The 21,852-nt window shown below is 62.3% G+C and carries 23 protein-coding genes; 17 read left to right on the top strand and 6 right to left on the bottom strand.

Features of this window, described 5'->3' with window-relative positions:
- The first annotated feature begins 49 nt into the window (after nucleotides 1-49).
- From VE009_RS26345 to VE009_RS26320, 6 genes are all read left to right on the top strand, one after another.
- Entirely contained in the window at nucleotides 50-1,594 is a 1,545-nt protein-coding gene (locus VE009_RS26345; RefSeq protein WP_325012964.1) for a helix-turn-helix domain-containing protein, read from the top strand.
- A gap of 112 nt (nucleotides 1,595-1,706) precedes the next feature.
- Entirely contained in the window at nucleotides 1,707-2,273 is a 567-nt protein-coding gene (locus VE009_RS26340) for a nitroreductase (protein WP_325012962.1), read from the top strand.
- 7 nt (nucleotides 2,274-2,280) lie between these two features.
- Nucleotides 2,281-3,228: an ABC transporter permease gene (locus tag VE009_RS26335; RefSeq protein WP_325012960.1), complete on the top strand. Its 948-nt coding sequence runs from the start codon at nucleotides 2,281-2,283 to the stop codon at nucleotides 3,226-3,228.
- Nucleotides 3,225-4,175, top strand: a complete 951-nt coding sequence (locus tag VE009_RS26330; protein WP_325012958.1) for an iron chelate uptake ABC transporter family permease subunit — start codon at nucleotides 3,225-3,227, stop codon at nucleotides 4,173-4,175. The genes VE009_RS26335 and VE009_RS26330 overlap by 4 nt, the downstream gene beginning before the upstream one ends.
- A complete protein-coding gene (locus VE009_RS26325) occupies nucleotides 4,169-4,933 on the top strand; it encodes an ABC transporter ATP-binding protein (RefSeq protein WP_325012956.1) in 765 nt (254 codons plus the stop codon). The genes VE009_RS26330 and VE009_RS26325 overlap by 7 nt, the downstream gene beginning before the upstream one ends.
- A 13-nt stretch (nucleotides 4,934-4,946) precedes the next feature.
- Nucleotides 4,947-5,972: a siderophore ABC transporter substrate-binding protein gene (locus VE009_RS26320; protein WP_325012954.1), complete on the top strand. Its 1,026-nt coding sequence runs from the start codon at nucleotides 4,947-4,949 to the stop codon at nucleotides 5,970-5,972.
- Between the two features lie 242 nt (nucleotides 5,973-6,214).
- On the opposite strand, the gene VE009_RS26315 is transcribed toward VE009_RS26320, so the two are convergent.
- Entirely contained in the window at nucleotides 6,215-6,697 is a 483-nt protein-coding gene (locus tag VE009_RS26315; RefSeq protein WP_325013091.1) for a spore coat protein, read from the bottom strand.
- Between the two features lie 159 nt (nucleotides 6,698-6,856).
- On the opposite strand from VE009_RS26315, the gene VE009_RS26310 reads away from it, so the two are divergent.
- Both VE009_RS26310 and VE009_RS26305 read left to right on the top strand, forming a co-directional pair.
- Complete coding sequence (locus VE009_RS26310; protein ID WP_325012952.1) at nucleotides 6,857-8,305, top strand: hypothetical protein; 1,449 nt, start codon at nucleotides 6,857-6,859, stop codon at nucleotides 8,303-8,305.
- Between the two features lie 6 nt (nucleotides 8,306-8,311).
- Complete coding sequence (locus VE009_RS26305; protein WP_325012950.1) at nucleotides 8,312-8,713, top strand: GtrA family protein; 402 nt, start codon at nucleotides 8,312-8,314, stop codon at nucleotides 8,711-8,713.
- On the opposite strand, the gene VE009_RS26300 is transcribed toward VE009_RS26305, so the two are convergent.
- On the bottom strand, nucleotides 8,679-9,230 hold the full coding sequence (locus VE009_RS26300; RefSeq protein WP_325012948.1) for a GNAT family N-acetyltransferase: 552 nt from the start codon (nucleotides 9,228-9,230) through the stop codon (nucleotides 8,679-8,681). The two genes, VE009_RS26305 and VE009_RS26300, sit on opposite strands and share 35 nt — an antisense overlap.
- Nucleotides 9,231-9,300: 70 nt before the next feature.
- Between VE009_RS26300 and nikR the strand changes: the two genes are divergently transcribed.
- From nikR to VE009_RS26265, 7 genes are all read left to right on the top strand, one after another.
- Nucleotides 9,301-9,750 carry a nickel-responsive transcriptional regulator NikR gene (gene nikR, locus VE009_RS26295; RefSeq protein WP_325012946.1) on the top strand — a complete coding sequence of 150 codons (450 nt, stop codon included), beginning with the start codon at nucleotides 9,301-9,303 and terminating at the stop codon, nucleotides 9,748-9,750.
- 92 nt (nucleotides 9,751-9,842) lie between these two features.
- The gene (locus VE009_RS26290) at nucleotides 9,843-10,478 is read left to right on the top strand and encodes an energy-coupling factor ABC transporter permease (RefSeq protein WP_325012944.1); all 636 of its coding nucleotides are present in this window, start codon (nucleotides 9,843-9,845) and stop codon (nucleotides 10,476-10,478) included.
- Nucleotides 10,475-10,756 carry a PDGLE domain-containing protein gene (locus tag VE009_RS26285; RefSeq protein ID WP_325012942.1) on the top strand — a complete coding sequence of 94 codons (282 nt, stop codon included), beginning with the start codon at nucleotides 10,475-10,477 and terminating at the stop codon, nucleotides 10,754-10,756. The genes VE009_RS26290 and VE009_RS26285 overlap by 4 nt, the downstream gene beginning before the upstream one ends.
- Nucleotides 10,753-11,460 (top strand): energy-coupling factor transporter transmembrane component T, encoded by a 708-nt coding sequence (locus tag VE009_RS26280; RefSeq protein WP_325012940.1) that lies wholly within the window; start codon nucleotides 10,753-10,755, stop codon nucleotides 11,458-11,460. Before VE009_RS26285 ends, VE009_RS26280 begins: the two co-directional genes overlap by 4 nt.
- Nucleotides 11,461-11,465: 5 nt before the next feature.
- Nucleotides 11,466-12,299: an ABC transporter ATP-binding protein gene (locus VE009_RS26275; RefSeq protein WP_325012938.1), complete on the top strand. Its 834-nt coding sequence runs from the start codon at nucleotides 11,466-11,468 to the stop codon at nucleotides 12,297-12,299.
- 64 nt (nucleotides 12,300-12,363) lie between these two features.
- On the top strand, nucleotides 12,364-13,218 hold the full coding sequence (locus tag VE009_RS26270; RefSeq protein WP_325012936.1) for a glycoside hydrolase domain-containing protein: 855 nt from the start codon (nucleotides 12,364-12,366) through the stop codon (nucleotides 13,216-13,218).
- Nucleotides 13,219-13,345: 127 nt separating this feature from the next.
- A complete protein-coding gene (locus VE009_RS26265; RefSeq protein WP_325012934.1) occupies nucleotides 13,346-13,930 on the top strand; it encodes a DUF3105 domain-containing protein in 585 nt (194 codons plus the stop codon).
- Nucleotides 13,931-14,238: 308 nt separating this feature from the next.
- Here the strand turns inward: VE009_RS26265 and VE009_RS26260 are convergent, their stop codons facing one another.
- Nucleotides 14,239-16,170: a sensor histidine kinase gene (locus tag VE009_RS26260; RefSeq protein ID WP_325012932.1), complete on the bottom strand. Its 1,932-nt coding sequence runs from the start codon at nucleotides 16,168-16,170 to the stop codon at nucleotides 14,239-14,241.
- Nucleotides 16,167-16,835, bottom strand: coding sequence for a response regulator transcription factor (locus VE009_RS26255; protein ID WP_325012931.1), 669 nt, complete (start codon nucleotides 16,833-16,835; stop codon nucleotides 16,167-16,169). Before VE009_RS26255 ends, VE009_RS26260 begins: the two co-directional genes overlap by 4 nt.
- Nucleotides 16,836-17,018: 183 nt before the next feature.
- Between VE009_RS26255 and VE009_RS26250 the strand changes: the two genes are divergently transcribed.
- Nucleotides 17,019-17,918 carry a hypothetical protein gene (locus tag VE009_RS26250; RefSeq protein ID WP_325012929.1) on the top strand — a complete coding sequence of 300 codons (900 nt, stop codon included), beginning with the start codon at nucleotides 17,019-17,021 and terminating at the stop codon, nucleotides 17,916-17,918.
- Between the two features lie 49 nt (nucleotides 17,919-17,967).
- On the opposite strand, the gene VE009_RS26245 is transcribed toward VE009_RS26250, so the two are convergent.
- Nucleotides 17,968-19,212, bottom strand: coding sequence for an aminotransferase class V-fold PLP-dependent enzyme (locus VE009_RS26245; RefSeq protein WP_325012928.1), 1,245 nt, complete (start codon nucleotides 19,210-19,212; stop codon nucleotides 17,968-17,970).
- A gap of 183 nt (nucleotides 19,213-19,395) precedes the next feature.
- Here VE009_RS26245 and VE009_RS26240 point away from each other — a divergent pair, with 183 nt between their 5' ends.
- A complete protein-coding gene (locus VE009_RS26240) occupies nucleotides 19,396-20,841 on the top strand; it encodes an amino acid permease (protein ID WP_325012926.1) in 1,446 nt (481 codons plus the stop codon).
- Here the strand turns inward: VE009_RS26240 and VE009_RS26235 are convergent.
- Entirely contained in the window at nucleotides 20,827-21,453 is a 627-nt protein-coding gene (locus tag VE009_RS26235) for a LysE family transporter (RefSeq protein ID WP_325012924.1), read from the bottom strand. The genes VE009_RS26240 and VE009_RS26235 overlap by 15 nt on opposite strands.
- Nucleotides 21,454-21,852: the final 399 nt, after the last annotated feature.

The following is a 21,852-nucleotide window of genomic DNA, read 5'->3' as shown; positions in this document are numbered from 1 at the left end:
GTTTGACGATGATAATCATTTTCAAATAGAATAATGGGCGGGAAAGGATGTGAACGTGAAAATGCTCACTTACATAGATACGACGGTCGTCCGCATCGCGGGAGGGGCGCGGGCGGACGTCGCCGGCGAGGAAGCGCTGCGGTTCGGCTACGTGAAGCGGGAACGCGTGTCGGCGACGATGGAAGACGAGGCTGCGGACTTTCCCGCGTCGGCGGGGGATTGGTTTTTCGTGCCGGCGTTCCGAACGCTTGCGCTGCATAATCCCGGCCCCGCAGCCGCGGAGATCGTCTTGATTCGCTTCCGGTCGGCGGAGGAGGTGCCGCCCTGGCCGGACCGCGCCGCGCCGCGCACGTTCCGGATGCCCCGCTCGCAGGCGATCGCGGATGCGTTCGAGGCGGCGGGGACGGCGCGCTTCGAGTCGCTGCGGCTCGAGGCGCGGCTCGATCTGCAGTCGCATTTGTACGCCGTCGCGGCCGCCTCGGTCGCGGCCATCCGGTCGGCGTCGGGCGCCGCGGATCCGCTCCGCCGCTGGGTCGAAGAGGCTCGGCGAGCGATGCTCGAGCGGTACGACGAACCGCTCGACATGGAAGAGCTGGCGCGGCTGTCCGGCGCGAGTCCGACCCGGTTCCACCAAGCGTTCCGCGAGCAGACCGGCTTCAGCCCGCACAAATGGCTGACCGCCGTGCGGCTGAACGCCTCGCTCGCGCGGCTGTCGAACGCGCCCGCTTCGATCATGGAAGTCGCGCATTCGGTCGGATACGCGGACGAGCTGTATTTCAGCCGGCTGTTCAAGAAGCATATGGCCGTGTCGCCTTCCGAATACGTCCTTCGCGCGAACCGGCGCATCGCCAACTTATGTCCCGTCTTCCTCGGGGACTTCTCGGCGCTCGGCATTACGCCTGCGTTCGCACCCCCGAGAGGGTGGACGGAACGGCCCGAGGAGCTGCTCCCGCGCCTTAGGGCCGCGGAGCCGGATATTATTTTTACCCATCCGGTGCCGGGCGAGCTGTACGACGAGCTGCGCCGCATCGCGCCGGTCGAGATGATCGTGTGGAAAGGGCCGGGGGCGCTCTCTTGGAAAGAAAGGCTGCGCCGCATCGCGGGGACGCTCGAGCTGCCCGGCGTCGCGGAACGGTGGCTGTCGCTGTTCGAGACGAAAGCGGCGAACGCGCGGGCCCACGTGCGCAAATCGCTCGAAGGGGCGCCGTTTCTGCTCGTCGGCGCTTACGCCGGAGGCTTCCGCGTGTTCGGGAACCGGCGCAAGAAGATGAGCGACTTGTTTTACGCGGAATTGGGCTTCGCCCCGCCGCCGGCGGCGCTCGGCATCGGCTTCCTCGACGCGGAGCGGCTCGAGGAGATCGCGGCGCTGCCCTGCGACAACATTCTGCTGCTGATCCCGGATTCGCTGCCGGAGTCGTACGGATACCGGCTCGCCAGCCGCTGGAGAGAGCTGAAATCCGGCCCTACGGCGTGCCTGCTGCTCCGCCATTCCGATCCGTCGTTGTACAACGCGGCCTTCTACGAACGTCTGCTGGATCAGACCGTCAATCAGCTGCTGCGAGGCGACATTTTAAAAAATCCATCCGAAAAATGAGAAATGTCCATTCCGCGCATGTCGCTTTTATGTAGAATAGGAAAAGTAGTTATTGATAATGATTATCAGTTTCGTCGTTGCGGGAAATGCCGCATGGATAGAGGGGGACCTTATGAGATTGTCGGAAGTCATTCGAGAACGCCGATCGGTACATAAGTTCCAACAGGATCGGCCGGTGCCCTTGGAGCTGGTCAAGGAGCTTCTGGACACGGCGGTATGGGCGCCGAATCATAAGCTGACGCAGCCGTGGCGGTTCGTCGTCGTGCACGGGAGGGGGCGCGAGCGCATCGCGGAGGTAGCTCGGGCGGTCAACGAGAAGCGGGAGAAGGATCCCGTCAAAGCAAAAGAACTCGGCGAATTTTTCTACAAGAAGTTGATGGCCGTGCCGATGTTCGTCGTCGTTCTTATGCGCGAGGACACGCAGCTGACCGTACGCGAAGAAGATTACGCGGCGACGAGCTGCGTCATCCATAATTTCGCTCTGCTGGCTTGGGAGCGCGGGCTCGGCACCGTATGGGAAACATACGGTCTGCTTCACCAGAGCGGCTTCCGGGAAGCCGTAGGCGCGCAGCCCGGCGAGAAAATCGTCGGCAGCCTGCACGTCGGCTATCCCGCGGCGGTGCCACCCGCGCAGCCGAGAATTCCCGCGGAGCGGCTGCTTACCGTCATCGGCGAGTGACGCCGTCATGAAGACACGTTACTTACTGCCCGCGCTGATCGTCTTATCCGCCGCCTCGGTGTTCGTAGGCGTCACATCATTGACGCCGAAGGATTTGCTCTCGATGACCGACCTGCAGAAGCAAATCTTGTTCGCCAGCCGGCTGCCGAGGCTCGCGAGCATTATCATCGCCGGCATGAGCATGAGCATCGCCGGGCTCATCATGCAGCAGCTTACGCGCAACAAGTTCGTGTCGCCGACGACCGCGGGAACGGACGAAGCCGCCAGACTCGGCGTGCTCGTGTCGATCCTGCTGTTCGCCGGAGCCGCGCCGATGGCGAAGCTGCTCGTCGCCTTCGCCTTCGCGCTGGCGGGCACGTTCCTGTTCATGAGCTTGCTCGACCGGGTGAAATACAAGGATTCGGTGTTCATTCCGCTGGTGGGTCTGATGTTCGGCAGCATTCTCGGGTCCGCGACGACCTTCGTCGCGTACAAGTACGAATTGATCCAGAACGTGTCCGCTTGGCTGCAGGGCGATTTCTCCCTGGTTATGCGCGGCAGCTACGAGCTCTTGTACTTGAGCGTGCCGGTGCTCGTCGCGGCGTATGTATACGCCAACCGGTTTACGGTCGCCGGCATGGGCGAGACGTTCGCGCTCAATCTCGGCCTCAATTACCGGCGGGTCGTGAACGTCGGCCTCGTGCTCGTCGCTTTGATTTCCGCCGTCGTGCTGCTGACCGTCGGCATCATTCCGTTCCTCGGATTGATCGTTCCGAATCTCGTGACGATGTACCGGGGGGATCATTTGCGGAAAAGCCTCACGTCGACGGCGCTCTTCGGGGCGGTGTTCCTGCTGGCGTGCGACGTGCTGGGGCGGCTCGTCATTTACCCGTACGAAATTCCGATCGGGCTGACGGTGGGCGTCATCGGCAGCGGATTTTTCTTATACTTCATCTTCAGGAGAAGGGCATTATGAGCGTTAAATTCAAGCTCGGGGCGCTGACGGCGGCGGCGCTCGCGCTCATCGGCGTCTTCTTGTTCGTGAAGCTCGGGGGCAATTGGGAATACGTGCTGCCCCGGCGGGCGTACAAAATTTTGGCCATCGCGCTGACGGGCGCGGCGATCGGCTTCGCGACGACGGCGTTCCAGACGATGACGAACAACCGGATTTTGACGCCGAACATTATCGGTCTCGATTCGATGTACGTGCTCGTGCAGACGTTCATCATTTTCGCCTACGGCTCGGTCAGCGTCGCGTCCATGAACAAAGCGCTCAACTTCGGGATTTCCGTCGCCGCCATGATCGGCTTCTCGGTGCTGCTCTATCAGCTCTTGTTTCGGAGACCCGGCCGTCATATCTACTTCCTGCTGCTGGTCGGCGTCGTCATGGGAACCTTGTTCGGCAGCCTCACGACGTTCATGCAGGTCTTGATCGACCCGAACGAATTCCTGGTCCTGCAAGGCCGCATGTTCGCGAGCTTCAACAATATCGACACGGACTTGTTGTGGCTGTCCTTCGCGCTGTTCGCCGCGGCGGGCTTGTACAGCTTGCGGCTGATCCCGTACCTGGACGCGATGTCTCTCGGCCGGGAGCAGGCGATCAACCTCGGCGTCGATTACGAAGCGCTCATTAAAAAGCTGCTCGCCGTCATCGCGGTGCTGATCTCGCTGTCGACCGCGCTCGTCGGGCCGATCACCTTCCTCGGTCTCTTGATCGCGAATTTGGCGGTGCAGTTCATGCGCACGCACCGGCACCGGCATTTGCTGCCGGCCTCGATGCTGCTCGGGGTCATCGCGCTCGTCGGGGGACAGCTCCTCGTCGAGCGGGTGTTCACCTTCGCGACGACGGTCAGCGTCATCGTCAATTTCGCCGGCGGGATCTATTTCTTGTATTTGCTGTTAAAGGAGAATCGCTCGTGGTAGTCGTGAACAACGTGACGAAAACGTACGGAGGCAAGACGGTTTTGGGCCCCGTGTCGCTCGAGATCGAGCGGGGGACGCTGACGTCCTTCATCGGTCCGAACGGGGCGGGCAAAAGCACGCTGCTTTCCGTCATCGCCCGCCTGCTCCCGCCGGACGGCGGCGAGGTGCTCGTCGAAGGGAAGGACGTCCGGCGCTGGGACAGCACCGAGCTCGCGAAGAAAGTGTCGATCCTGAAGCAGTCGAATCATATTAACGTTCGGCTGACCGTGCGCGAGCTCGTCAGCTTCGGCCGGTTCCCGTATTCGCAAGGCCGGTTGACCAAGGACGATTGGACGTTCGTCGACGAGGCGATTCGGTATATGGACCTGGAGAATTTGCAGGATCGGTATTTGGATCAGCTCAGCGGCGGGCAAAACCAGCGGGCGTTCATCGCGATGGTCATCGCGCAAAATACGGAGACGGTGCTGCTCGACGAGCCGTTGAACAACCTCGATATGAAGCATTCCGTACAGATCATGAGGGTGCTGCGCCGGCTCGTCGCCGACCTCGGCAAAACGGTCGTCGTCGTGCTGCACGACATCAACTTCGCGTCGTGTTATTCGGACCGGATCGTCGCGCTCAAGGACGGGCGCGTCGCGCGCGAGGGGACGCCTGCGGAGATCATCCGGACGGATGCGCTGCGCGACATTTACGACATGGACATTCCGATCGAGACGATTCAGGGCAATCGGATCGCGGTATATTTTAATTCGTTATAAGGAGTGGTTGGTTATGAAGAAAATGACGGGATTGGCGGTGCTATTGGCGTTCATGCTGCTGCTTGCGGCTTGCGGCGGCGGGAACGATGCGGGGAGCGGCGCGGCGGCGCCGGCGGCGGTCGAAGCGCAGGCGGAGGAGCCGACTGCGGCGGAGAGCGAGGCGGGTACTGCGGAAGAGCCGGCGGCTGCCGCGGAAATTACGGTCACGCATCAGCTGGGCGAAACGGTCGTGCCGGTCAACCCGGCGAAGGTCATCGTATTCGATTGGGGCACGCTCGACACGCTTGATAAACTCGGCGTTCCGGTCGCGGGCGTTCCGCAATCCGGCTCGGTGCCGAAGTATCTCGAGAAATACGCCGGGAGCGACTATGCCAACGTCGGCAGCCTGCAGGAGCCGGACTTCGAGAAAATCGCGGAAATCGATCCGGACCTTATTTTGATCTCCGGACGCCAGAACGCGCACTATGAAGAATTGAGCAAGCTCGCTCCGACCGTATTCGTCGGGGTGGACAGCAAGAACTATATGGAGTCGTTCAAGTCCAACGTCACGACGCTCGGCCAAATTTTCGGCAAAGAAGACGAGGTCGCGGCGGAACTGACGGCCGTCGAGAAGAGAATCGCCGAGCTGAACGCGGCGGTAACCGCATCCGGCAAGAACGCGCTGATCGTTCTGACGAACGAAGGCAACCTGAGCGCATACGGCACCGGCTCGCGCTTCGGCATCATCCACGACGTGTTCGGCTTCGCGCCGGTCGATCCGAACATCGAAGTGTCGACGCACGGCATGAGCGTCACGTTCGAGTACATCGTCGAGAAGAACCCGGACTATTTGTTCGTCGTCGACCGCAACGCGGTCGTCGCGGCGGAAGGCGCGGCGCCGGCGAGCGCGCTGATGGAGAACGAGCTCGTGAAAAACACGAAGGCGTATCAGGACGGAAACATTATTTATTTGGATCCGAGCTTTTGGTACGTATCCGGCGGCGGTCTCGTCTCCGTTCCGGAAATGGTGAAAGAAGTGAAGGAAGGCGCGAAGCTGTAAGGCCTAGTGGGCTGCCGCGCGCGAACCCGTCGAGGATTTTCCTCGACGGGTTTTGTATTGTCGGCGGCAGGCTGGGGCGAGTAGTCGGAGTTTCTCCGACTACATGGCCGCCGGAGGCCGGGCAGGCGCGAATAGTCGGAGTTTCTCCGACTACAAGGCCGCTGGGGGCCGGGCTGGCGCGAATAGTCGGAGTTTCTCCGACTACGTGGCCGCCGCAGGACCGGGAAGGGTACGGCCGATCGTTACAGCGACAACGCCGCGTGCGCGTTCTTCACGTCGCCCGCCAGCAGCTGATCGAGGTTGTAAGCGGGATAGTAGCCGCGTTCGAGCATAAACTGGAACACCTTCGCATGCAGCGCGATGGCGGCCGTCAGGTGCTTCAGGAGCACCGCGCGAAGCTCGGGCGTCGCCGTCTCCGTAATGGCGATCGCGTAGTTGCGGACGGCCGTCTTGACGACGCCGAGCAGCTGGGCGGACTCCACGGCGGGCAGCTCCGGCTCGTCTTTGCGCGCGAAAACCGGCGCCTTCGGATAGAACGCGAGCAGCTCGCGGAGATTCATTTCGAGCGCGGCGATGCTTTCGACGTACAGGGCGCGCAGCGCCGGATCGTCGAGCGACGGCAGCTTCTTTTTGAAGGCGACGAGCTGCCCGGTTTGGAACGCCACCAGCTCATGCAGCTCCAGCGTTTCGTGCCATGCTAAATATTTGACGTGCCCCGGATTCATGTTCACAATAGTTCACTCTCCAATTCCAAGATGGGATACCATATGCCCAGCCGCGCCTAGAAGAACATTGTCCGTCAGAAAAGGACGCGTCAGGTGTAACGGCGGCCCGTTTGGACGATGCTGAGAGGAAGGAAGGAACGAACGAAAGGAAGACGGCGGATGAAAACCAGAACGGAGGCGGCGGCGCTCGCCGCGCTCGCGGCATTTTGCCTGCTGCGCATCTATCTCGGCATCGCGCACGAGCCGATGATCGGCATGGCGAACAACGGCGATTTCGAGCGCGTCATGGCGACGGCGGGCATTGGGTACCCGAGCGGCGCCGCGGCATACGCGGACAAATATTTCGGCTACGCGATTTTCGAATACGCGAACGTCCCTTGGGGCTTCGGCGGCTATCCGTCCACGCATTTGTTGTTTTTGTTCGCGGCCAAGGTCGTGAACGCGGCGCTGTTCGGCGGCGATGCGTTCCGGATCGCGGCGCTGGGCGCGGTGTACGGGGTATGCCTCGCCGCAGCGATCTCCGTCATTTACACCGGGCTCTCGGCGGCGCGGCCGCTGCGGCTGGCGATCGCGGCTGCGCTTGCGTTCCTTTTCACGGATGTCGGTTACGTCGCCTATTTCCATTCGCTGTACGGAGAGCCGGCATCGCTGCTCGGCTTCCTGTTCGCGATCGGCTTCGCGCTGCACGCGCGGCGGGGGAGCCGGACGGCGCTCACGCTGTTCGCCGCGGCGGCAATCCTGTGCATCGGGGCGAAGGCGCAGAACGCTCCGCTGGCGGCGGCGTTCGCGGCGCTGCCGCTGCTGGCGCCGCGCCCGGCGGGAACGCGCGGGCGCCGGGCGGCGCTGGCCGCGGCGGCGGCCGTGCTGCTCGCCGGCGCGGCGATGTATGCCGCGGCGCCGAAGGAGCTGAAGCGGATCAATTTATATCAGACGGTGTTTTACGGCATTCTGAAGCATTCGGACGACGTCGCCGCCGACCTGCGGGAGCTGGGGCTGCCGGAGGAGCTCGCGCCGCTCGCCGGCACGAACTATTTCGAGGCGGGGACGGCGATTCCGCAAAGCTCTCCGCGCCTTACCGCTTTATTTTACGACCGGATCGGTCACGGCGACGTTCTCCGATATTATGCGGCGAATCCGCTGCGGTTCGTGGAGCGGCTCGCGCGGGCGGCGGAGCACAGCACGACGATCCGGCCCTATTACGTGGGCAGCTACGCGAAGGAAGCGGGGAAGCCGGCCGGCGCCGTTCATCTGGAGGGGGCGTGGTGGAGCGAGTGGAAGCGCGCGAACGTGCCGGCGAGCGCGCCGTTCGCCGCGGCGGTCGCGCTCGCGTACGCGGCGCTGGCGTCGAGCCGCCGGGCGTGCGCGCGGGCGGGCCTCGATCCCGCATGCCGCGCGCCGCTGCTGGCGGTTCCGTGCGTCGCCGCGATCGCCTACGTCACGCCGATCCTCGGCGACGGCGACGCCGATCTCGCGAAGCACTTGTTTCTATATAATGCGGCCTTCGACTTCATGGCGGCGACGGGGGCGGCGCTGCTTGCCGCCGTGCTCGCGCGAACGGCCGCGGCGGCGGCGAAACGGCGGCGGCGCGCGGCGTCAAGGACGGCTTGACGCGCGATGGGTTCGTTCGGCCGATTTCTGCTCGTCGGCGTCGCCAACACGGCGGTCGGCTACGCCGTCATGTTTTCGTCGCTGGCGCTCGGCGTTCCGTACGCGCCAGCGACGTTCGCCGGCACGCTCGCAGGGCTGTGCGTCAGCTTCGCGCTCAACCGCCGGTTCACGTTCCGGCACACCGGCGGGACGGCCGGCGCGGCGGCGCGGTTCGCGGCGGTCAGCCTGCTGTGCTACCTCGCCGCGTATCCGGGCGCTCGCGCGGCGCTGGCCGGAGCCGCGGCGGCGCCGCTGACCGCCGACCAAACGGCGGCGATCGCCGGGAGCGTGCTGTACACGGGGCTGCATTACGTCCTGCTGCGAACGGTCGTGTTCAGCCGCGCCAAATGTTCCCGTGGAAGGACGTAATGGACCGGAACAGCGCCTCCCCGTCGTGCGGCAGCGCCGCGTCCGGGCGCAGCTCCTTGTACAGCGCGCGGTACGGCTCGGGCACCCACCGGTACGCGTGCACGTAGTCGGTACGGACGAAGCCGGCGGACGTCCAAAACCGTTCGCGCGCCGCATTCTCGGCCGTAACGTCCGCTTCGATTTCGATGACGAGCGCCCCATAACCGCGCGAGGACGCCTCGTCGGCCAGGAAGGCCGTCATGGCCGAGCCGATGCCGCGGGATTGAGCCGCGGACGCCACAGCGATGTAGTCGATGAGCAGCGCGTTCAGCTCCGGCAGCTTCCCGGTTACCGCCATAGCGACGGGGCGGTCGTTCTCTAAGCCGATATGCAAAAAGCCGGCCGACGTTTCGACGATTTTCCTCACCATGCGGGCCGTCTTGCGGCCTTGCGGCGGGAACGCCTCGTCGAAGATCGGCTCGACCTGTTTCCAAGCTCGCTCGTCCCAAACGGACAGCGTCGAAAATCGCAGCGTCACCGGATACCCCTCCGCCTTCGAATCGTGGTACAATCTGCATACCAATCATACCATGAACGGCGGTGCGGACATGAAAGAGAAGGAGCTCGTCCGGTTCGGCGTGTCGATGCCCCAAGAGTTGGTCGAGCAATTCGACCGGGTCATCGCGGAGCGGGGGTACGGCAACCGGTCCGAGGCGATTCGGGACTTAGTGCGCAAGGAGCTGCTGCAGACGGATCGGCTGGCGCCGACCGCGGCGGTGGCGGGCACGGTCGTCATTGTCTACGACCACCATGTGTCGGACTTGTCGCAGCAGCTGACGGAGCTGCAGCACGATTACCATCACGACATCGTCTCCACGATGCACGTGCATCTGAATCACGACCAATGTCTCGAAATCGTCGTGGTGAAGGGCGCCTACGGCCGGCTGCGCCAGTTGAACGAAGCGATTCGGGTGCTGCGCGGGGTGACGTACGCGGAGCTGTCGGTAAGCCATATCGAGACGTCGGCGCACGACGGCGAACACGGCCATTCGCATTAAAAAATTTTCGGATGTCAGGTTTTCCTGTCCGGATTGTGCTACAATTTTAACGATTCGTAACACGATTCGGCGGAAAGGTGTGGAGAGAAGCAATGCATATTCCTGACGGCATTTTAAGTCCTGCGGTGTGGGGGGCCTCGGCGGTCGTATCCGCGGTCGCGCTCGCCCGCGGCGTGCGGTATTCCCGCACGAAGCTCGATCACCGGACGGTTCCGGTCATGGGCGCCATGGCGGCGTTCGTATTCGCTTCGCAAATGATCAATTTCCCGCTGCTCGGGGCGGCGGCGTCCGGTCATTTGATCGGCGGCGCGCTGTGCGCGATATTATTCGGCTTCTGGCCGGCGACGCTCATCATGACGACGGTGGTGGCCATACAGGCGTTCGTCTTCCAGGACGGGGGCGTCACGGCGCTCGGCGCGAACGTGCTGCTCATGGGCATCCTGGCTCCGGCGGTCGCCGCCCTCGCGCATCGGCTGCTGCGCGGACTGCGCGTGCCGATGGCCGCCTCCGGCTTTATCAGCGCGTGGCTGTCGGTCGTCTGCGTCGCGCTGTGCGGCGCGGGTCTGCTCGCGCTGTCCGGCGTCATCGGCTTCGTTCCGGCAGCGTCCGCGCTGCTGTTCTGGCATGCTATCATCGGCGTCGGCGAAGGGCTCATCACGGCGGTCGTGCTGCCGTTCGCGCTGCGTTCGTCGTTCCATTTCGCGGCGAAGGAGGGGATGAGCGCATGAAGAAACGCGTTCTGGCATGGTTAGCCGTCTCCTTCGTGTTGGCGGGAGTCGTCTCGCTATTCGCCTCGTCGCATCCGGACGGGTTCGAGAAGGCCGGCGAGGAGACCGGGTACATCGAAGGAGCGACGAGCGTGCTCGCTTCGCCGCTGCCCGACTACACGGTGCCCGGCATCGATTCTTGGCTTTCCGCCAGCCTTGCGGGCGTCGTCGGCGTGGCGCTGACGTTCGCGGCGTTCTGGGGGCTCGGCCGGGTGCTGGCGCGCCGGTCGTCTCAATGACGGCGCTCGCCTCCATACGGGACCCTCGCCTTCGAATCGTCGCGCTGTTCGGCGCCCTTGCGCTAGGCGTGTCCGTGTCCCGCTGGACGACGGCGGCGGCTTTCGTCGGGTTAGGTGTTGTTTGGCTTGCGGCGGGCGGCGTGCCCGCCCGTTTTTTTTGGCGCCGATTTCGGCTCGTGCTGCCGCTCATCGGTTTTATGCTGATTTATTTTCCGCTGGCGGAAGGTTCCGGAGGCTGGGGGAAGGCGGCGTTGTACGCCGGGCGGCTTACGTTCGCGGCGCAGACGCTGACGCTCGCGTTCCATGGCTTGACGCCGCAAACGTTTTTCCAAACGCTGCTTCGGCTGAAGGTTCCGTCGATTTTCGTCGAAATGGCGCTGTTCACGCTCCGGTATGTCGACGTGTTCCGGGAGGAGGCGCTCGCCATGCGGAGGGGGCTGCACAGCCGGGGGTTTCGGGTCGGATCCGGCTGGTTTTCGGTCCGCACTTACGCCGCCTTGTCCAAGCTGCTCGGTTCGCTGCTGCTGCGGGTGCTACGCCGAAGCGAACGCGTCTACCTTGGCATGCTCTCCCGAGGGTACCGCGGACGCGGCGCCGAGGCGGGCGACCTGCCGGCGAGCGCTCCGGGGGACGGCTGGAAAGCGGCGTGGCTGGCGGGAGGGGCGATCATATTATTCGTTTGGGACTTCACGGCGGGAGGATGAAGGAGATGACGCAGCAAACGGAACCGGTCATCGCGTTCGACCGCGTCACGTATCAATACCGGGACGGGCAGGCGGCGCTCTCCGGCGTCACCTTCGAGGTGCGTCCCGGACGGAAGACGGCGATCGTCGGCGGCAACGGCGCCGGCAAATCGACGGCCGTCTTCCATATGAACGGCTTGTACCGGCCGACGTCCGGAGAGGTGCGCTTTCGGGGCCGGCCGTTGGACGCGGCGCTTCGCGACCGGATGACGGACCATGTCGGCGTCGTGTTCCAAGATCCGGACGACCAAATCGTCGCGCTGACGGTCCTTGAGGACGTCTCGTTCGCTCCGCTGCAGCGGGGCGTTCCCCGCGCCGAGGCGGAGCGGCTCGCCCGGGGCGCGCTCGCTTCGCTCGGCATCGAGCGGCTGGCCGACGCGAATCCGAGCGAGCTGAGCTACGGCCAGCGGAAGACGGTCGCGATCGCCGGCGTGCTGGCGATGGAGACGGAGGTCGTCGTGTTCGACGAGCCGATGGCGTTCCTCGACCCCGCCGGCAAGAAGGAACTGCAGCGTCTGATGGAGCGGCTCGCCGCGGAAGGACGCACCGTCGTGACGACGACGCACGATATGCAGCTCGTCGCCGAATGGGCCGACGACGTGATCGTCATGAAGGGCGGCGTCTGCCTCGGCCAAATGACGCCGCGCGAGCTGTTCGCGAATCGAACGCTGCTCGCGGAGACGAAGCTGGAGCTGCCGCCGATCGCCGAGCTCGCCGCCGCGCTGTGGACCGGCGAACCGGCGGACATGCCGATTCGGCTGGAAGAAGTCAAACGATGGTTGTCCGGGAATCGGCAATAGCCTAATTTTTTCACCCCCCAAGTGTTAGGTTCATACACTGTCCTAACAACAAGGGGGGACATTCATGGAGCGAAACCGATGGATTTGGACCGGCCTTGCGTGCCTGCTTGCGGCCGCGCTGCTGTCCGCTTGCCACGGGGGAGCGAAGGAGCCTGCGAGCGCGCCGATCGATCCGCCGCGGACGGAAGCGCCTTCGGGCGGGGCGAATCCGGAGCCGCCGGCGGCGCCCGAAGCGCCTGCCGCGCCGGAGACGCCGGAATCGATCGACACCGTCTGGGGCATCGATACGGCGAGCGTCGTCGACCGGGAGTTTTTCGCCTGCGTGAAGGAACATTTCGGGTTCCCGGCGTTCGTCGGACGGTACTTGGAAACGAAAGAAGGCGTCTCTCACGGTATTACGCGGGAGGAGGCGGCGTTCCTGCACGAGCAGGGCGTCAAGATTTTGCCGATTTACAACCACTTCACGGACGCGACCACGTACGAGCGAGGCGTCGCGGAAGCGGAGCAGGCGATTCGGCTGGCGGGGGAGGCGGGCATTCCCGAAGGCGTCGCGATTTTCGCGGACGTCGAGCCGGATTACCCGGTGGACGCCGAGTTTCTCCGCGGCTGGACCGAAACGATGCTCGACTCGCCGTACGTGCCTGGCCTGTACGCTGTACTGGTGGAGGCAAGCGATAGCAAGGCGTTGCGCTCGTATTTGTCGTTCGCGCGGCAGCATCAGGAACTCGCCTCGGCGCTCGCCGTATGGACCAGCGACGTGGAGGTCGGCATCACGACGAAGGCGAACGCGCCGCAGGCGTACGCGCCCGAAGCCGAAGCCGTCACGACCGTCGACGTCTGGCAGTACGGCATCGACGCGGAGGCGTGCAATATCGATACGAACTTGATGCGCTCGTCGTTTATGGACTATTTATGGTAATCGCTCTACATCCCGAGGCCGCATGCGGTCTGCGGGATGTTTGCGTTTGTTTGTGTCCGAGCGTCCGCTGTGAGACAATACGGTGGATTACAAAAATTCGCTTGGACGCAGAGGTGCGGATACAGGAATGAAAAGCAACGAAAAGAAACCGAAGCAGCTGTCGAAACGGGAGCGCGAAGCGAAAAAGGCGAAGACGATCTGGATCTCGATCGGCATCGCCGCGGCCGCCGTCATCGCCCTGTTCATCATACTGAGCATCCAGCAAAACCGCGAGCAAGCAAGACTCCTCCAAGGGGAAGAAACGTTCGCGGACGCCGGGCACGAGCATATCGCGGATGTGGCCGAGTTCGATCCTTCGAACTACAACAGCGATCCGCCGACTTCGGGCCCGCACATGGGGAATGTCGCGCCGAAAGGGTTTTATGAGGAGACGATTCACGACGCGTACCTCGTGCACAATTTGGAGGACGGGTTCGTGGTGTTGTATTATCGCCCGGATCTCGCCGCCGAGAAGCTCGATGCGATTCGCTCGTTCGCCGAGAAGCATAACCGAGGCGCCGGCCACAGCGGCGTCGTCGCCGTCCCGCGGGAAGGCATCGCCGAGGAGGCGATTTTGACGGCTTGGACGAAAATGCTTCGCCTTCCGTCGTACGACGACGCCAAAGCGTCCGCTTTCGTGTCCGTCTACGTCGGCATCGATCATCATCAATAAAGGAACGGCCCGGCCGCGGGCCCTGCCGCTTTGCGAGGGGCGCGGCGCTAGGAACGGGCCCGGACGCCGGCGATCACAGGGGCAAGCGGTGGATTATGGGAAGGAAGTATGCAAAAGAAAGACAGGGTGGTTGCTTCTTATGCATACACGCTTCCCATAACGCCCCCGGACGCCGGCGAACGCGGCCGTATGCGGCGCCCACGAACGAGTCCCGGCTCCTTGGAGCCGGTTTTTTGCGTTTCCGGGCAAAATGCGGAAGCGCCGGGGGCTCGAAGCGGAGGAGAAATGGTCGAGGCGAAACAGAACAATTACAAATGAGCCTGGGACGCCGGAAAGCGGATCTCCAGCGCCGCGCCCCGGCCGCCGGCGTCGCCGATCGCGAGCGTGCCGCCGAGCTCGGCGACTCGATCGTGCAGCGTCGACAGGCCGAAGCCGCGGGGCACGGGCGCATACGGCTCACCGTCGTTGCGCAGCGCGAAGCGGATCGCGCCGTCCTCGACGCCGAGCTCAAGCTCGAAGCGCCGCGCGCCGCCGTGCTTGATGCCGTTCGTCAGCCCCTCCTGCAGGGCGTAGTACAACACCTTCTTCTGCAGCGCGTCGAGCGGCGGCAGCGGGCCGAACTCGGCGTCCACGTCGACGCCGGTCAAATCCTTCGTCGCGTCGATCAGCTCCGACAGCAGATCGACAGCGTCCTGTCCGCCGACGTCCATCTTCATCATGCGGACGGCGGACCGGACGTCGCCGAGGCCGCGCCGCACCGATTCGAGCGCGGTTTCGATTCGCGGCAGCGCCGCGTCGGGATCGAGCCGGATCAGCCGTTTCGCCGCCTCCATTTGCATCGCCGCGCCGGTGAGCTGGTGGCCTAAAATATTATGAATTTCCTGCGCGATGCGGTTACGCTCCTCCCAGACGGATACTTCCCGCAGCGCTTCGAACGTTTCGCGCGTCGACGCCTGCAGCTGGCGATGCTTCGTCTCGAGCTCCGCGGTGCGCTGCGCCACGAGGTCCTCCACCCGCTGATGCAGGTCGCGCAGATGGGACGCGAAGGCGAGGCCGATGCAGGCGACGAAGGAGAAGATGCCGACGTACAGCGTCGATTCTTTCCAATAGTAGTTGTACAGAGGCGCTTGGTCGTGCAGCATCGGATGGACGGACGGGAACACGGCCAGCACCCATTGGGCGGCGCCGAACAAGGCCAGCACGCAATACCCGATGAAAATCCACCCGAGCTTCCCGTCGGCGGGCGACGGCGAGCGCGTCAGCGAATACGCCGTGACGACGCCGCACGCGAATGCGACCCACATGGAAGCGGGGCCCGTCAACTGCAAATATGCGGGGCCGTTCGTCCACGCGGCGACCGCGCAAACGACCGTGTATCCGCCGAGCACATAACGAATCCGCCGGTGAACGGCGTAAACGCCGGAGCCGTAGAGCTGCTCTAGGAACGCGACGAACGCTAGCAGGCCGATCGGGAAAGCGAGCCGCATATAGTAGGATGCCGCCGATAGGTCGATGAAAAAGTGCGCGAGCGACGTATGGACGAGCCCGCTGGCGCCGGAAACGAGCGCGAGCGCCCCGAAATAGGCGTATACGGGACGCCGCACGTTCATAAGAAAGCCGAGCAGCGACGCGGCGGCCATGACGAGCAGCGCGACGGCGAGCAGCGCCCTCGGGGCGTTGCGGCGGAGCAGATCGCCGTATTCGGTCTTGCCGTCCGCGATCGTCACCCGGCCGAGCGCGAGTCCGGGCGCGTCGTTCACGACGCGAAGATGGACGACGGTGGAGGAGCGGTCGGGCGGCAGCGACACGAGACGCACCTGTTTGGAGGTGTCGAGGCGAAACGTCGGCCGGTGCATGTTATAGCTGAGCGCCAAATCTCCGTTGACATACACCTCGTAATGAGAGAGCTGGCGCACGCGCAGAACGGGCGCGTCGAACGGCTCGTCGGGCAGGCCGAACCGGAGCCAATAGGCGCCTGCGTGCGCGGCGGCTTCCGCGGTGCCCGCGACGACGGCGGCCTTCCGCCAGGCGACTTCGCCGTCCGCGAGCGCGCCGTCCGGCGTTCGGGGCAGCTCCCCCAAGTAGATGTCGGCGCCGGGTTCGTTGTAGATCGCGCCGAAGATCCGAGGGTATTCGAAGCTCGCCCGTCCGCCGTTCAGCAGCAGCGTCGCGGCAGCGCAGACAACGAGCAGGGCGGTCAGGAACGCCGCATATTTGCCGATCAGCGATGTCGCGGTCACGGCTGCAGCAGCTCCTTCAAATATTGAATCGCGCGCAGCCGGTCGTTGGTGCCGATTTTTTGATATACGACGCTGACGTAATTTTTCACGGTGCCCTCGCTCATGTACAGCATCCGGGCGATTTCTTTGTTCGTCCGGCCTTCCGCGATCAGCTGCGCGATGTGGCGTTCCCGCTGAGTGAACGTCAGCCCCTCTTTGCGCAGTTTATCGGCCCGGAACGCTTGCTGCGCACCGGTTTGCGCGCGCGCGACGCTGGCCGCCAGCTTGTTCGCGGCGACGCCGGACAGCAGCAGCTGCCCCTTCGCGGCGTCGCGGATCGCCTGAATCAACTTGTCGCCAGGCAAATCCTTCAGCAGAAACCCCGCCGCGCCCTGCGCCATACTTTCTATAATGTACTGCTCTTCGTCGAATGTGGTCAGCATGACGATTTTCGTTTGCGGATGCTCCGCCAAAATGATTCGCGCCGCTTCGATGCCGGTCATGACGGGCATTTGGACGTCCATGAGCACGAGGTCCGGACGCAGCCTGGCGGCGAGTTCGACCGCTTGGGCGCCGTTGTCCGCCGCGCCGACGACGCGCATATCTTCTTCCAAATTGATGATCGTCTGCAGCCCGTCCCGCAGCAAAATATGATCGTCGGCGATCACGACGGTAATGGTGGACATAAGTATCCTACTCTCTCGCGTGCGGCGATTGATTTTCCTCTATTATAACGGTTTTGCCCGGCTGCGGGCGGACTCCTCCGCGAAAGATGACCGCCTGCATGACCGAAGTCACTAGGGGAATGACCGGGGATGTCATAGGATGAAAGAAAGGATTCATAGGCGTGTAAAAGGGAGGGCGACTCGGTGTCCATCAAACAAACGCTGGCGCTGTTTACGATCGGCGCTGCGCTGCTGTCGGGCTGCGGCGGCGGGCAGAGCGCAGGGGAAGCGGCCGCGGCGGAGCCGGAGCAGGATCTCGCGGTGCTCAGCGACGAATTCGGGGATGCGTCAACGCTAGCCGATTGGACGGAGCTGTCGGCCGTCGAGGGGCATAAAAACTTCGTGGAACGGCTCGACGTGAACGAAACGCATGCCGGGGAGCTGTTTTTAGCGCCTTACGCTAGCGGCTGGTTCGAGGACGACCGAGGGGTGTTTCTCTACAAGGAAGTGACCGGCGATTTCGACGTTACCTTCCGGCTGCTGACGACCGGCAAAGAGACGGACGTTCCGCAAAAGTCGTACTCCCTCGCCGGACTGATGGCCCGCGCTCCGCGCGACGTAACGATGGAAACGTGGGTGCCCGGGGAAGAAAACTGGATTTTTATCACGACGGGTTATGGCGCGTATACGAAGTTCGTGAAACAGATCGAAACGAAAACGACGGTAAACAGCAAATCCGACCTGCGCCTCACGAACATCCGCGACGGCTGGATTCAGCTGCGCGTCATCCGGTTAGGCGGCGTCTTTTTCACCTTGTACAAGGTCGAAGACGGCACGTGGACGCGCGGGCGCGCGTTTCTTCGGCCGGACTTGCCGGAGACGCTGCAGGTCGGCATCGCGGCGTATTCGAACGGCGCGTACTTCGGCAGCGAGCGGACGCCGGAGCAATTTAATACGAATCCGGAGAACGGCCCGGCCGATTTGCTCGTGCGCGGCGACTATATTCGCTTCCAGCGGCCTGACTTGCCGGAGGAGCTCGCTTCGCAGCTGCGGGACGGCACGCTGTCCGACAGCGCGCTGATCGAGCATTTGAACAAGCAGTAGACGGGCATGCGCGCAAAGAAGGGAAGGCTCCCTCGGGAGCCTTCCCTTTTTATTGCCGTTTCAGCGACTGCACCGCGTCGAGCGCCTTTTGCACGTCCTTCTCCGTAATATAAATCCCCGGCGTGAACCGCGCATACCGCTTTTTGTACGGCGCCTCCGTGGAAATGACCTTCTTGTCGATAAGCGCCTGCGCCGTCTCTTTCGGCGACATACCCTTCACCTCGAAGGACACGATGCCCGACGACAAATTGTCGTCCATCGGCGTTGCCAGCATGACGTGAGACATATCGGCGAGCCCTTCCTTCACCATGCGCGCCAGCTCGTGGACACGCTCGTAGATCGCCTCTTTGCCGATGCTCAAGCAAAACTCGAACCCGCTCGGCATCGCCCACAGATGCTCCATCGAATGGAAGCCGCCCGGCGACATCGTCGTCCCGTCCACTTTGTCCGTCTCCGGCTTGCCGCTGATGATGTCGTACATCGTCTCGGAGAAGCTCGGGATGACCGGAACCACATGGTTGTACGCGGACGCCTTGGCGGCGACGATGCCCGTTCCGCGCGGGCCGTAAATCCATTTGTGCGCGCCCGCGCAGAAGAAGTCGCACCCGAGCTCGGGGAACGTTTCCTTCTCCACGCCGAAGCCGTGCACGCCGTCGACGACGAGCAGCACGCGGTCTTCCTCGGCGCGCTTCTCGTTCACCTTCGCGATTTCCTTGGCCAGCTTCGCGATCGGCGACTTCAGTCCGGTGCTGGAATGCACCCACGTCGCGCCGATGACGCGCGTTTTGTCGGTCACTTCCCGCATGATGTTCGACACCATTTCGTCCTCGGTGACAGTGCGGATATCTTCGTAATACGTGACTTCACGGAACGTGGCGCCTGTCTGCTGAGCCGCCCGGCGTATGGCTTCCTGCTGCGAATAATAGTTATGCTCCGAGGTTAAAATTTCGCGTCCCCGTTGAATGTTAAGCCCCGTGTATACGATCCCTAAGCCGACCGTCGTACTGTCGACGAGCGTAATCAGCTTATGGTCGTCGACGCCGAAATAATGTGCGGCCGCCTTCCGGCACCGCTCGGCCAGCTCGACCTCTTTATTAAGGATATATAAAGCCGGGTTTTTGTCCAACGCGTCGCGGTGGCGCTGAATTTCCTCGCGCACCGGCTTCGGATGCGAGGCGAAATATTGGGCGGTGCCCATATGGACATAATCAGGGTCCAAATCGAACAATGCGCGAACCGCCTCCCAGTCGACCGACCGGGCGGCGGACGGTCTCGTTGCCGTCGTGGTGGCCATAGCCTCATTCTCCTCTTTGTGGTCTGATCGCAGTTATTGTGAACTATCCGGCGGCTTCGCATCCGGCGACGTCGTTCCAGTTGTTCCCTGCGCCGGCGCGCTAATAAGTTTCCTTCCGGTATCGAACGCTAATCGGTACATGCGTCAGACGAATCCAACTTACGAAGAAGGGGCTGCGAAACGATGAGCCAAAAACAGCATCCGACATCGGGCGCCGCGGCGAGCCGGGGAAAGCTCGAGTGGTGGCAGCTGACGCTGCTCGGTCTCGGCTTTACGACCGGCACCGGTTTTTTCCTGGGGTCCGGCCTCGCGCTCGAAAAGAGCAGTTATGCGGTGCTCATTTTGTTCGTTTTGGCGGCGGTCGGCACCTATTACGTATACGATGCATTGTCCTGCATGATCGCGGAGCACCCGGAGAAAGGGTCGTTCCGGACGTACACCAAGCATGCATTCGGCCATTGGGCGGGATTCAGCCACGGGTGGATGTATTGGCTGTCCGAAATGCTGATCATGGGCAGCCAATTGACGGCTCTCGGGTTGTTCACGCGATTTTGGTACGACAAAATGCCCCTTTGGGTATACGCCGCAGGGTATGCGGGGCTGGGCGTCGTCATCGTGCTTCTCGGGCAAAAAGGGTTCCAGAAAGCCGAGAACATATTTGCCGTCGTGAAGGTGACCGCTCTGATCATGTTCATCGTGCTCGGTTTTCTCGTCATTCCGGGGGTGCTCGGGCAAGAGAACGCGCATATGCATCCGCCGAAGTCGACGGCCGATTTTTTCGAGCACGGCGCGATGGGCATGTGGACAGCGTTCATATTCGCATTTTTCGCGTTCGCGGGCATCGAAGTGATGGGTCTCATGGCGACCGAACTGAAAACGGAAAAGGATGCGCCGAAAGCGGGTAAAATTATGATCGCGGTCGTGACCGTCCTGTATACGTTGTCGCTATCCCTCGCGCTGATCTTGGCGCCTAAGAAGGCGTTCAGCGCGGACGAAAGTCCGTTCGTGACGGCACTCAAGGATTTGCATTTTGAAGTCATCGTCGACATTTTCAACGGGGTGCTCATTATCGCGGGCTTCTCGAGCCTCGTCGCCTCGCTGTTTTCCGTCACGAAAATTATGTACACGATCGCGCAGGACGGCGACGCGCCGAAAATGTTTACGAAGCGGACGAAAAAACGAAAACTGCCGTACGTGTCGTTGTTCCTGACGATTTTCGGCATGATCGTATCGGTCGTGGTCGCGCTCGCGCTCCCGAAGAAGGTGTACGAATACATTACGACGGCCGGCGGGTTGATGCTGTTGTTTTCGTGGCTGTTCATGGTGCTGTCCGCGCGCCGGTTGACGAAGCTGAGCGCATGGGCGCAGGTGAAGTCGGTGACGGCGATTACGTTGATCGTGGCCGCAGTGTCGGGAACGCTGTTCGATAAGAGCAGTCGTCCGGGCTTTTTCGTCAGCGTCGGATTCGTTCTCGCGATCGTCGGCATTGCGCTGATCCTGCAATTTACGAAATGGAAAAAGGGCGGAGGAGGCGGCCCTTCGAAGGATACCGCCCAGGAAGAAGACGATGAGGGGGAATCGGCGGGAATTCGGCTGTGGCGCAAGCGCCATGCGTTAGAGAAACAGTAGCTTGAACGCCTGCAGCCCGAAATATAGACCGAAACCGATCAAACAAAGGCCCGCCGCGCGGGATATGAACGTCAGCAGAGCGCTGCGTGCGATTTTTTGGAACGAGCTGGCGACGGATGCCATTGTGAAATCCCATACGAGAATGCCGAGAAAAATCGCGATCGTATTCAGAAGGATGGAAGCGGGAGTGCTTGTCGCCGTCGCTTGCGCTAGAATCGAACCGTAAATGCCGAGCCAAAACAAAATGCTGATCGGATTGCTCAGCGTGAGAAAGAACCCTTGCGTGAACGATTTTAATGGGGGTTCTTTCTTCGTTTGCTTGGAGGCTTTCACCGTTTTCGCTTTTTGGAAGCCCTCCACCCCGGTGTAAATGAGCACGAGACATCCGAAGGTCCATAGGAACGCCTTCATGAACGGCGTCTGCAGAAAGTGGGCGAAGCCAAAATAAATGATAAGCATGAAGGCGGCATCCGCGGCCATGGCCCCTAATCCGAGCAGCCAAGCGTTCCAGAAACCGAACCGGATGCCTTTGTCCAGCTGAGCGGCGTTCACCGGACCGATGGGCGCCGACAACGATAGGCCGAGCAGGATGTAACTTAGAAACGTACTCATGGTTGTAACAGCTCCTCGTTGCGGGTTGTATCACTCTTGTACAGTGTATTGGCAGGGCTGTCCTTATAGAACAAGCCTAATTGGTAAAAATTATGTGTTGCAGGGACTATGCCAGGGTGATAAGATGTTCTTCCGCCGGTCAGCCGGCAGGGCAGTCGGAAAAAAAGTTAAAAATTCCACTTGCAAAGTGCGAGCCGATTGTGATATATTCTAATTCCGGTCGCGAAAAGCGCATCGGACAAGCAAGAAGGCAAGACGAGCTTGCTCCTTGAAAACTGAACAACGAGCGCATACGCGCTGTGAGCAATCACAGCAAAGTTTTAAAGCTAGCTTAGCAATGAGCATAGACGAACTACCCTTTTTGGAGAGTTTGATCCTGGCTCAGGACGAACGCTGGCG

It is taken from the genome of Paenibacillus sp., from assembly GCF_035645195.1.
GTDB lineage: Bacteria > Bacillota > Bacilli > Paenibacillales > YIM-B00363 > Paenibacillus_AE.
Note: the sequence above shows the minus strand (reverse complement) of the source record. Positions and strands in the feature narration are given on the sequence as shown.

What these genes read in the sequence shown, in the direction of transcription:
- VE009_RS26265 (WP_325012934.1), top strand. Translation starts at nt 13,346, where the DNA reads ATGAAAAGCAACGAAAAGAAACCGAAGCAGCTGTCGAAACGGGAGCGC.
- VE009_RS26235 (WP_325012924.1), bottom strand. Translation starts at nt 21,453, where the DNA reads ATGAGTACGTTTCTAAGTTACATCCTGCTCGGCCTATCGTTGTCGGCG.
- VE009_RS26335 (WP_325012960.1), top strand. Translation starts at nt 2,281, where the DNA reads ATGAAGACACGTTACTTACTGCCCGCGCTGATCGTCTTATCCGCCGCC.
- VE009_RS26255 (WP_325012931.1), bottom strand. Translation starts at nt 16,835, where the DNA reads ATGTCCACCATTACCGTCGTGATCGCCGACGATCATATTTTGCTGCGG.
- VE009_RS26330 (WP_325012958.1), top strand. Translation starts at nt 3,225, where the DNA reads ATGAGCGTTAAATTCAAGCTCGGGGCGCTGACGGCGGCGGCGCTCGCG.
- VE009_RS26280 (WP_325012940.1), top strand. Translation starts at nt 10,753, where the DNA reads ATGACGGCGCTCGCCTCCATACGGGACCCTCGCCTTCGAATCGTCGCG.
- VE009_RS26340 (WP_325012962.1), top strand. Translation starts at nt 1,707, where the DNA reads ATGAGATTGTCGGAAGTCATTCGAGAACGCCGATCGGTACATAAGTTC.
- VE009_RS26310 (WP_325012952.1), top strand. Translation starts at nt 6,857, where the DNA reads ATGAAAACCAGAACGGAGGCGGCGGCGCTCGCCGCGCTCGCGGCATTT.
- VE009_RS26320 (WP_325012954.1), top strand. Translation starts at nt 4,947, where the DNA reads ATGAAGAAAATGACGGGATTGGCGGTGCTATTGGCGTTCATGCTGCTG.
- VE009_RS26285 (WP_325012942.1), top strand. Translation starts at nt 10,475, where the DNA reads ATGAAGAAACGCGTTCTGGCATGGTTAGCCGTCTCCTTCGTGTTGGCG.
- VE009_RS26275 (WP_325012938.1), top strand. Translation starts at nt 11,466, where the DNA reads ATGACGCAGCAAACGGAACCGGTCATCGCGTTCGACCGCGTCACGTAT.
- VE009_RS26245 (WP_325012928.1), bottom strand. Translation starts at nt 19,212, where the DNA reads ATGGCCACCACGACGGCAACGAGACCGTCCGCCGCCCGGTCGGTCGAC.
- VE009_RS26315 (WP_325013091.1), bottom strand. Translation starts at nt 6,697, where the DNA reads ATGAATCCGGGGCACGTCAAATATTTAGCATGGCACGAAACGCTGGAG.
- VE009_RS26240 (WP_325012926.1), top strand. Translation starts at nt 19,396, where the DNA reads ATGAGCCAAAAACAGCATCCGACATCGGGCGCCGCGGCGAGCCGGGGA.
- VE009_RS26305 (WP_325012950.1), top strand. Translation starts at nt 8,312, where the DNA reads ATGGGTTCGTTCGGCCGATTTCTGCTCGTCGGCGTCGCCAACACGGCG.
- VE009_RS26290 (WP_325012944.1), top strand. Translation starts at nt 9,843, where the DNA reads ATGCATATTCCTGACGGCATTTTAAGTCCTGCGGTGTGGGGGGCCTCG.
- nikR (WP_325012946.1), top strand. Translation starts at nt 9,301, where the DNA reads ATGAAAGAGAAGGAGCTCGTCCGGTTCGGCGTGTCGATGCCCCAAGAG.
- VE009_RS26270 (WP_325012936.1), top strand. Translation starts at nt 12,364, where the DNA reads ATGGAGCGAAACCGATGGATTTGGACCGGCCTTGCGTGCCTGCTTGCG.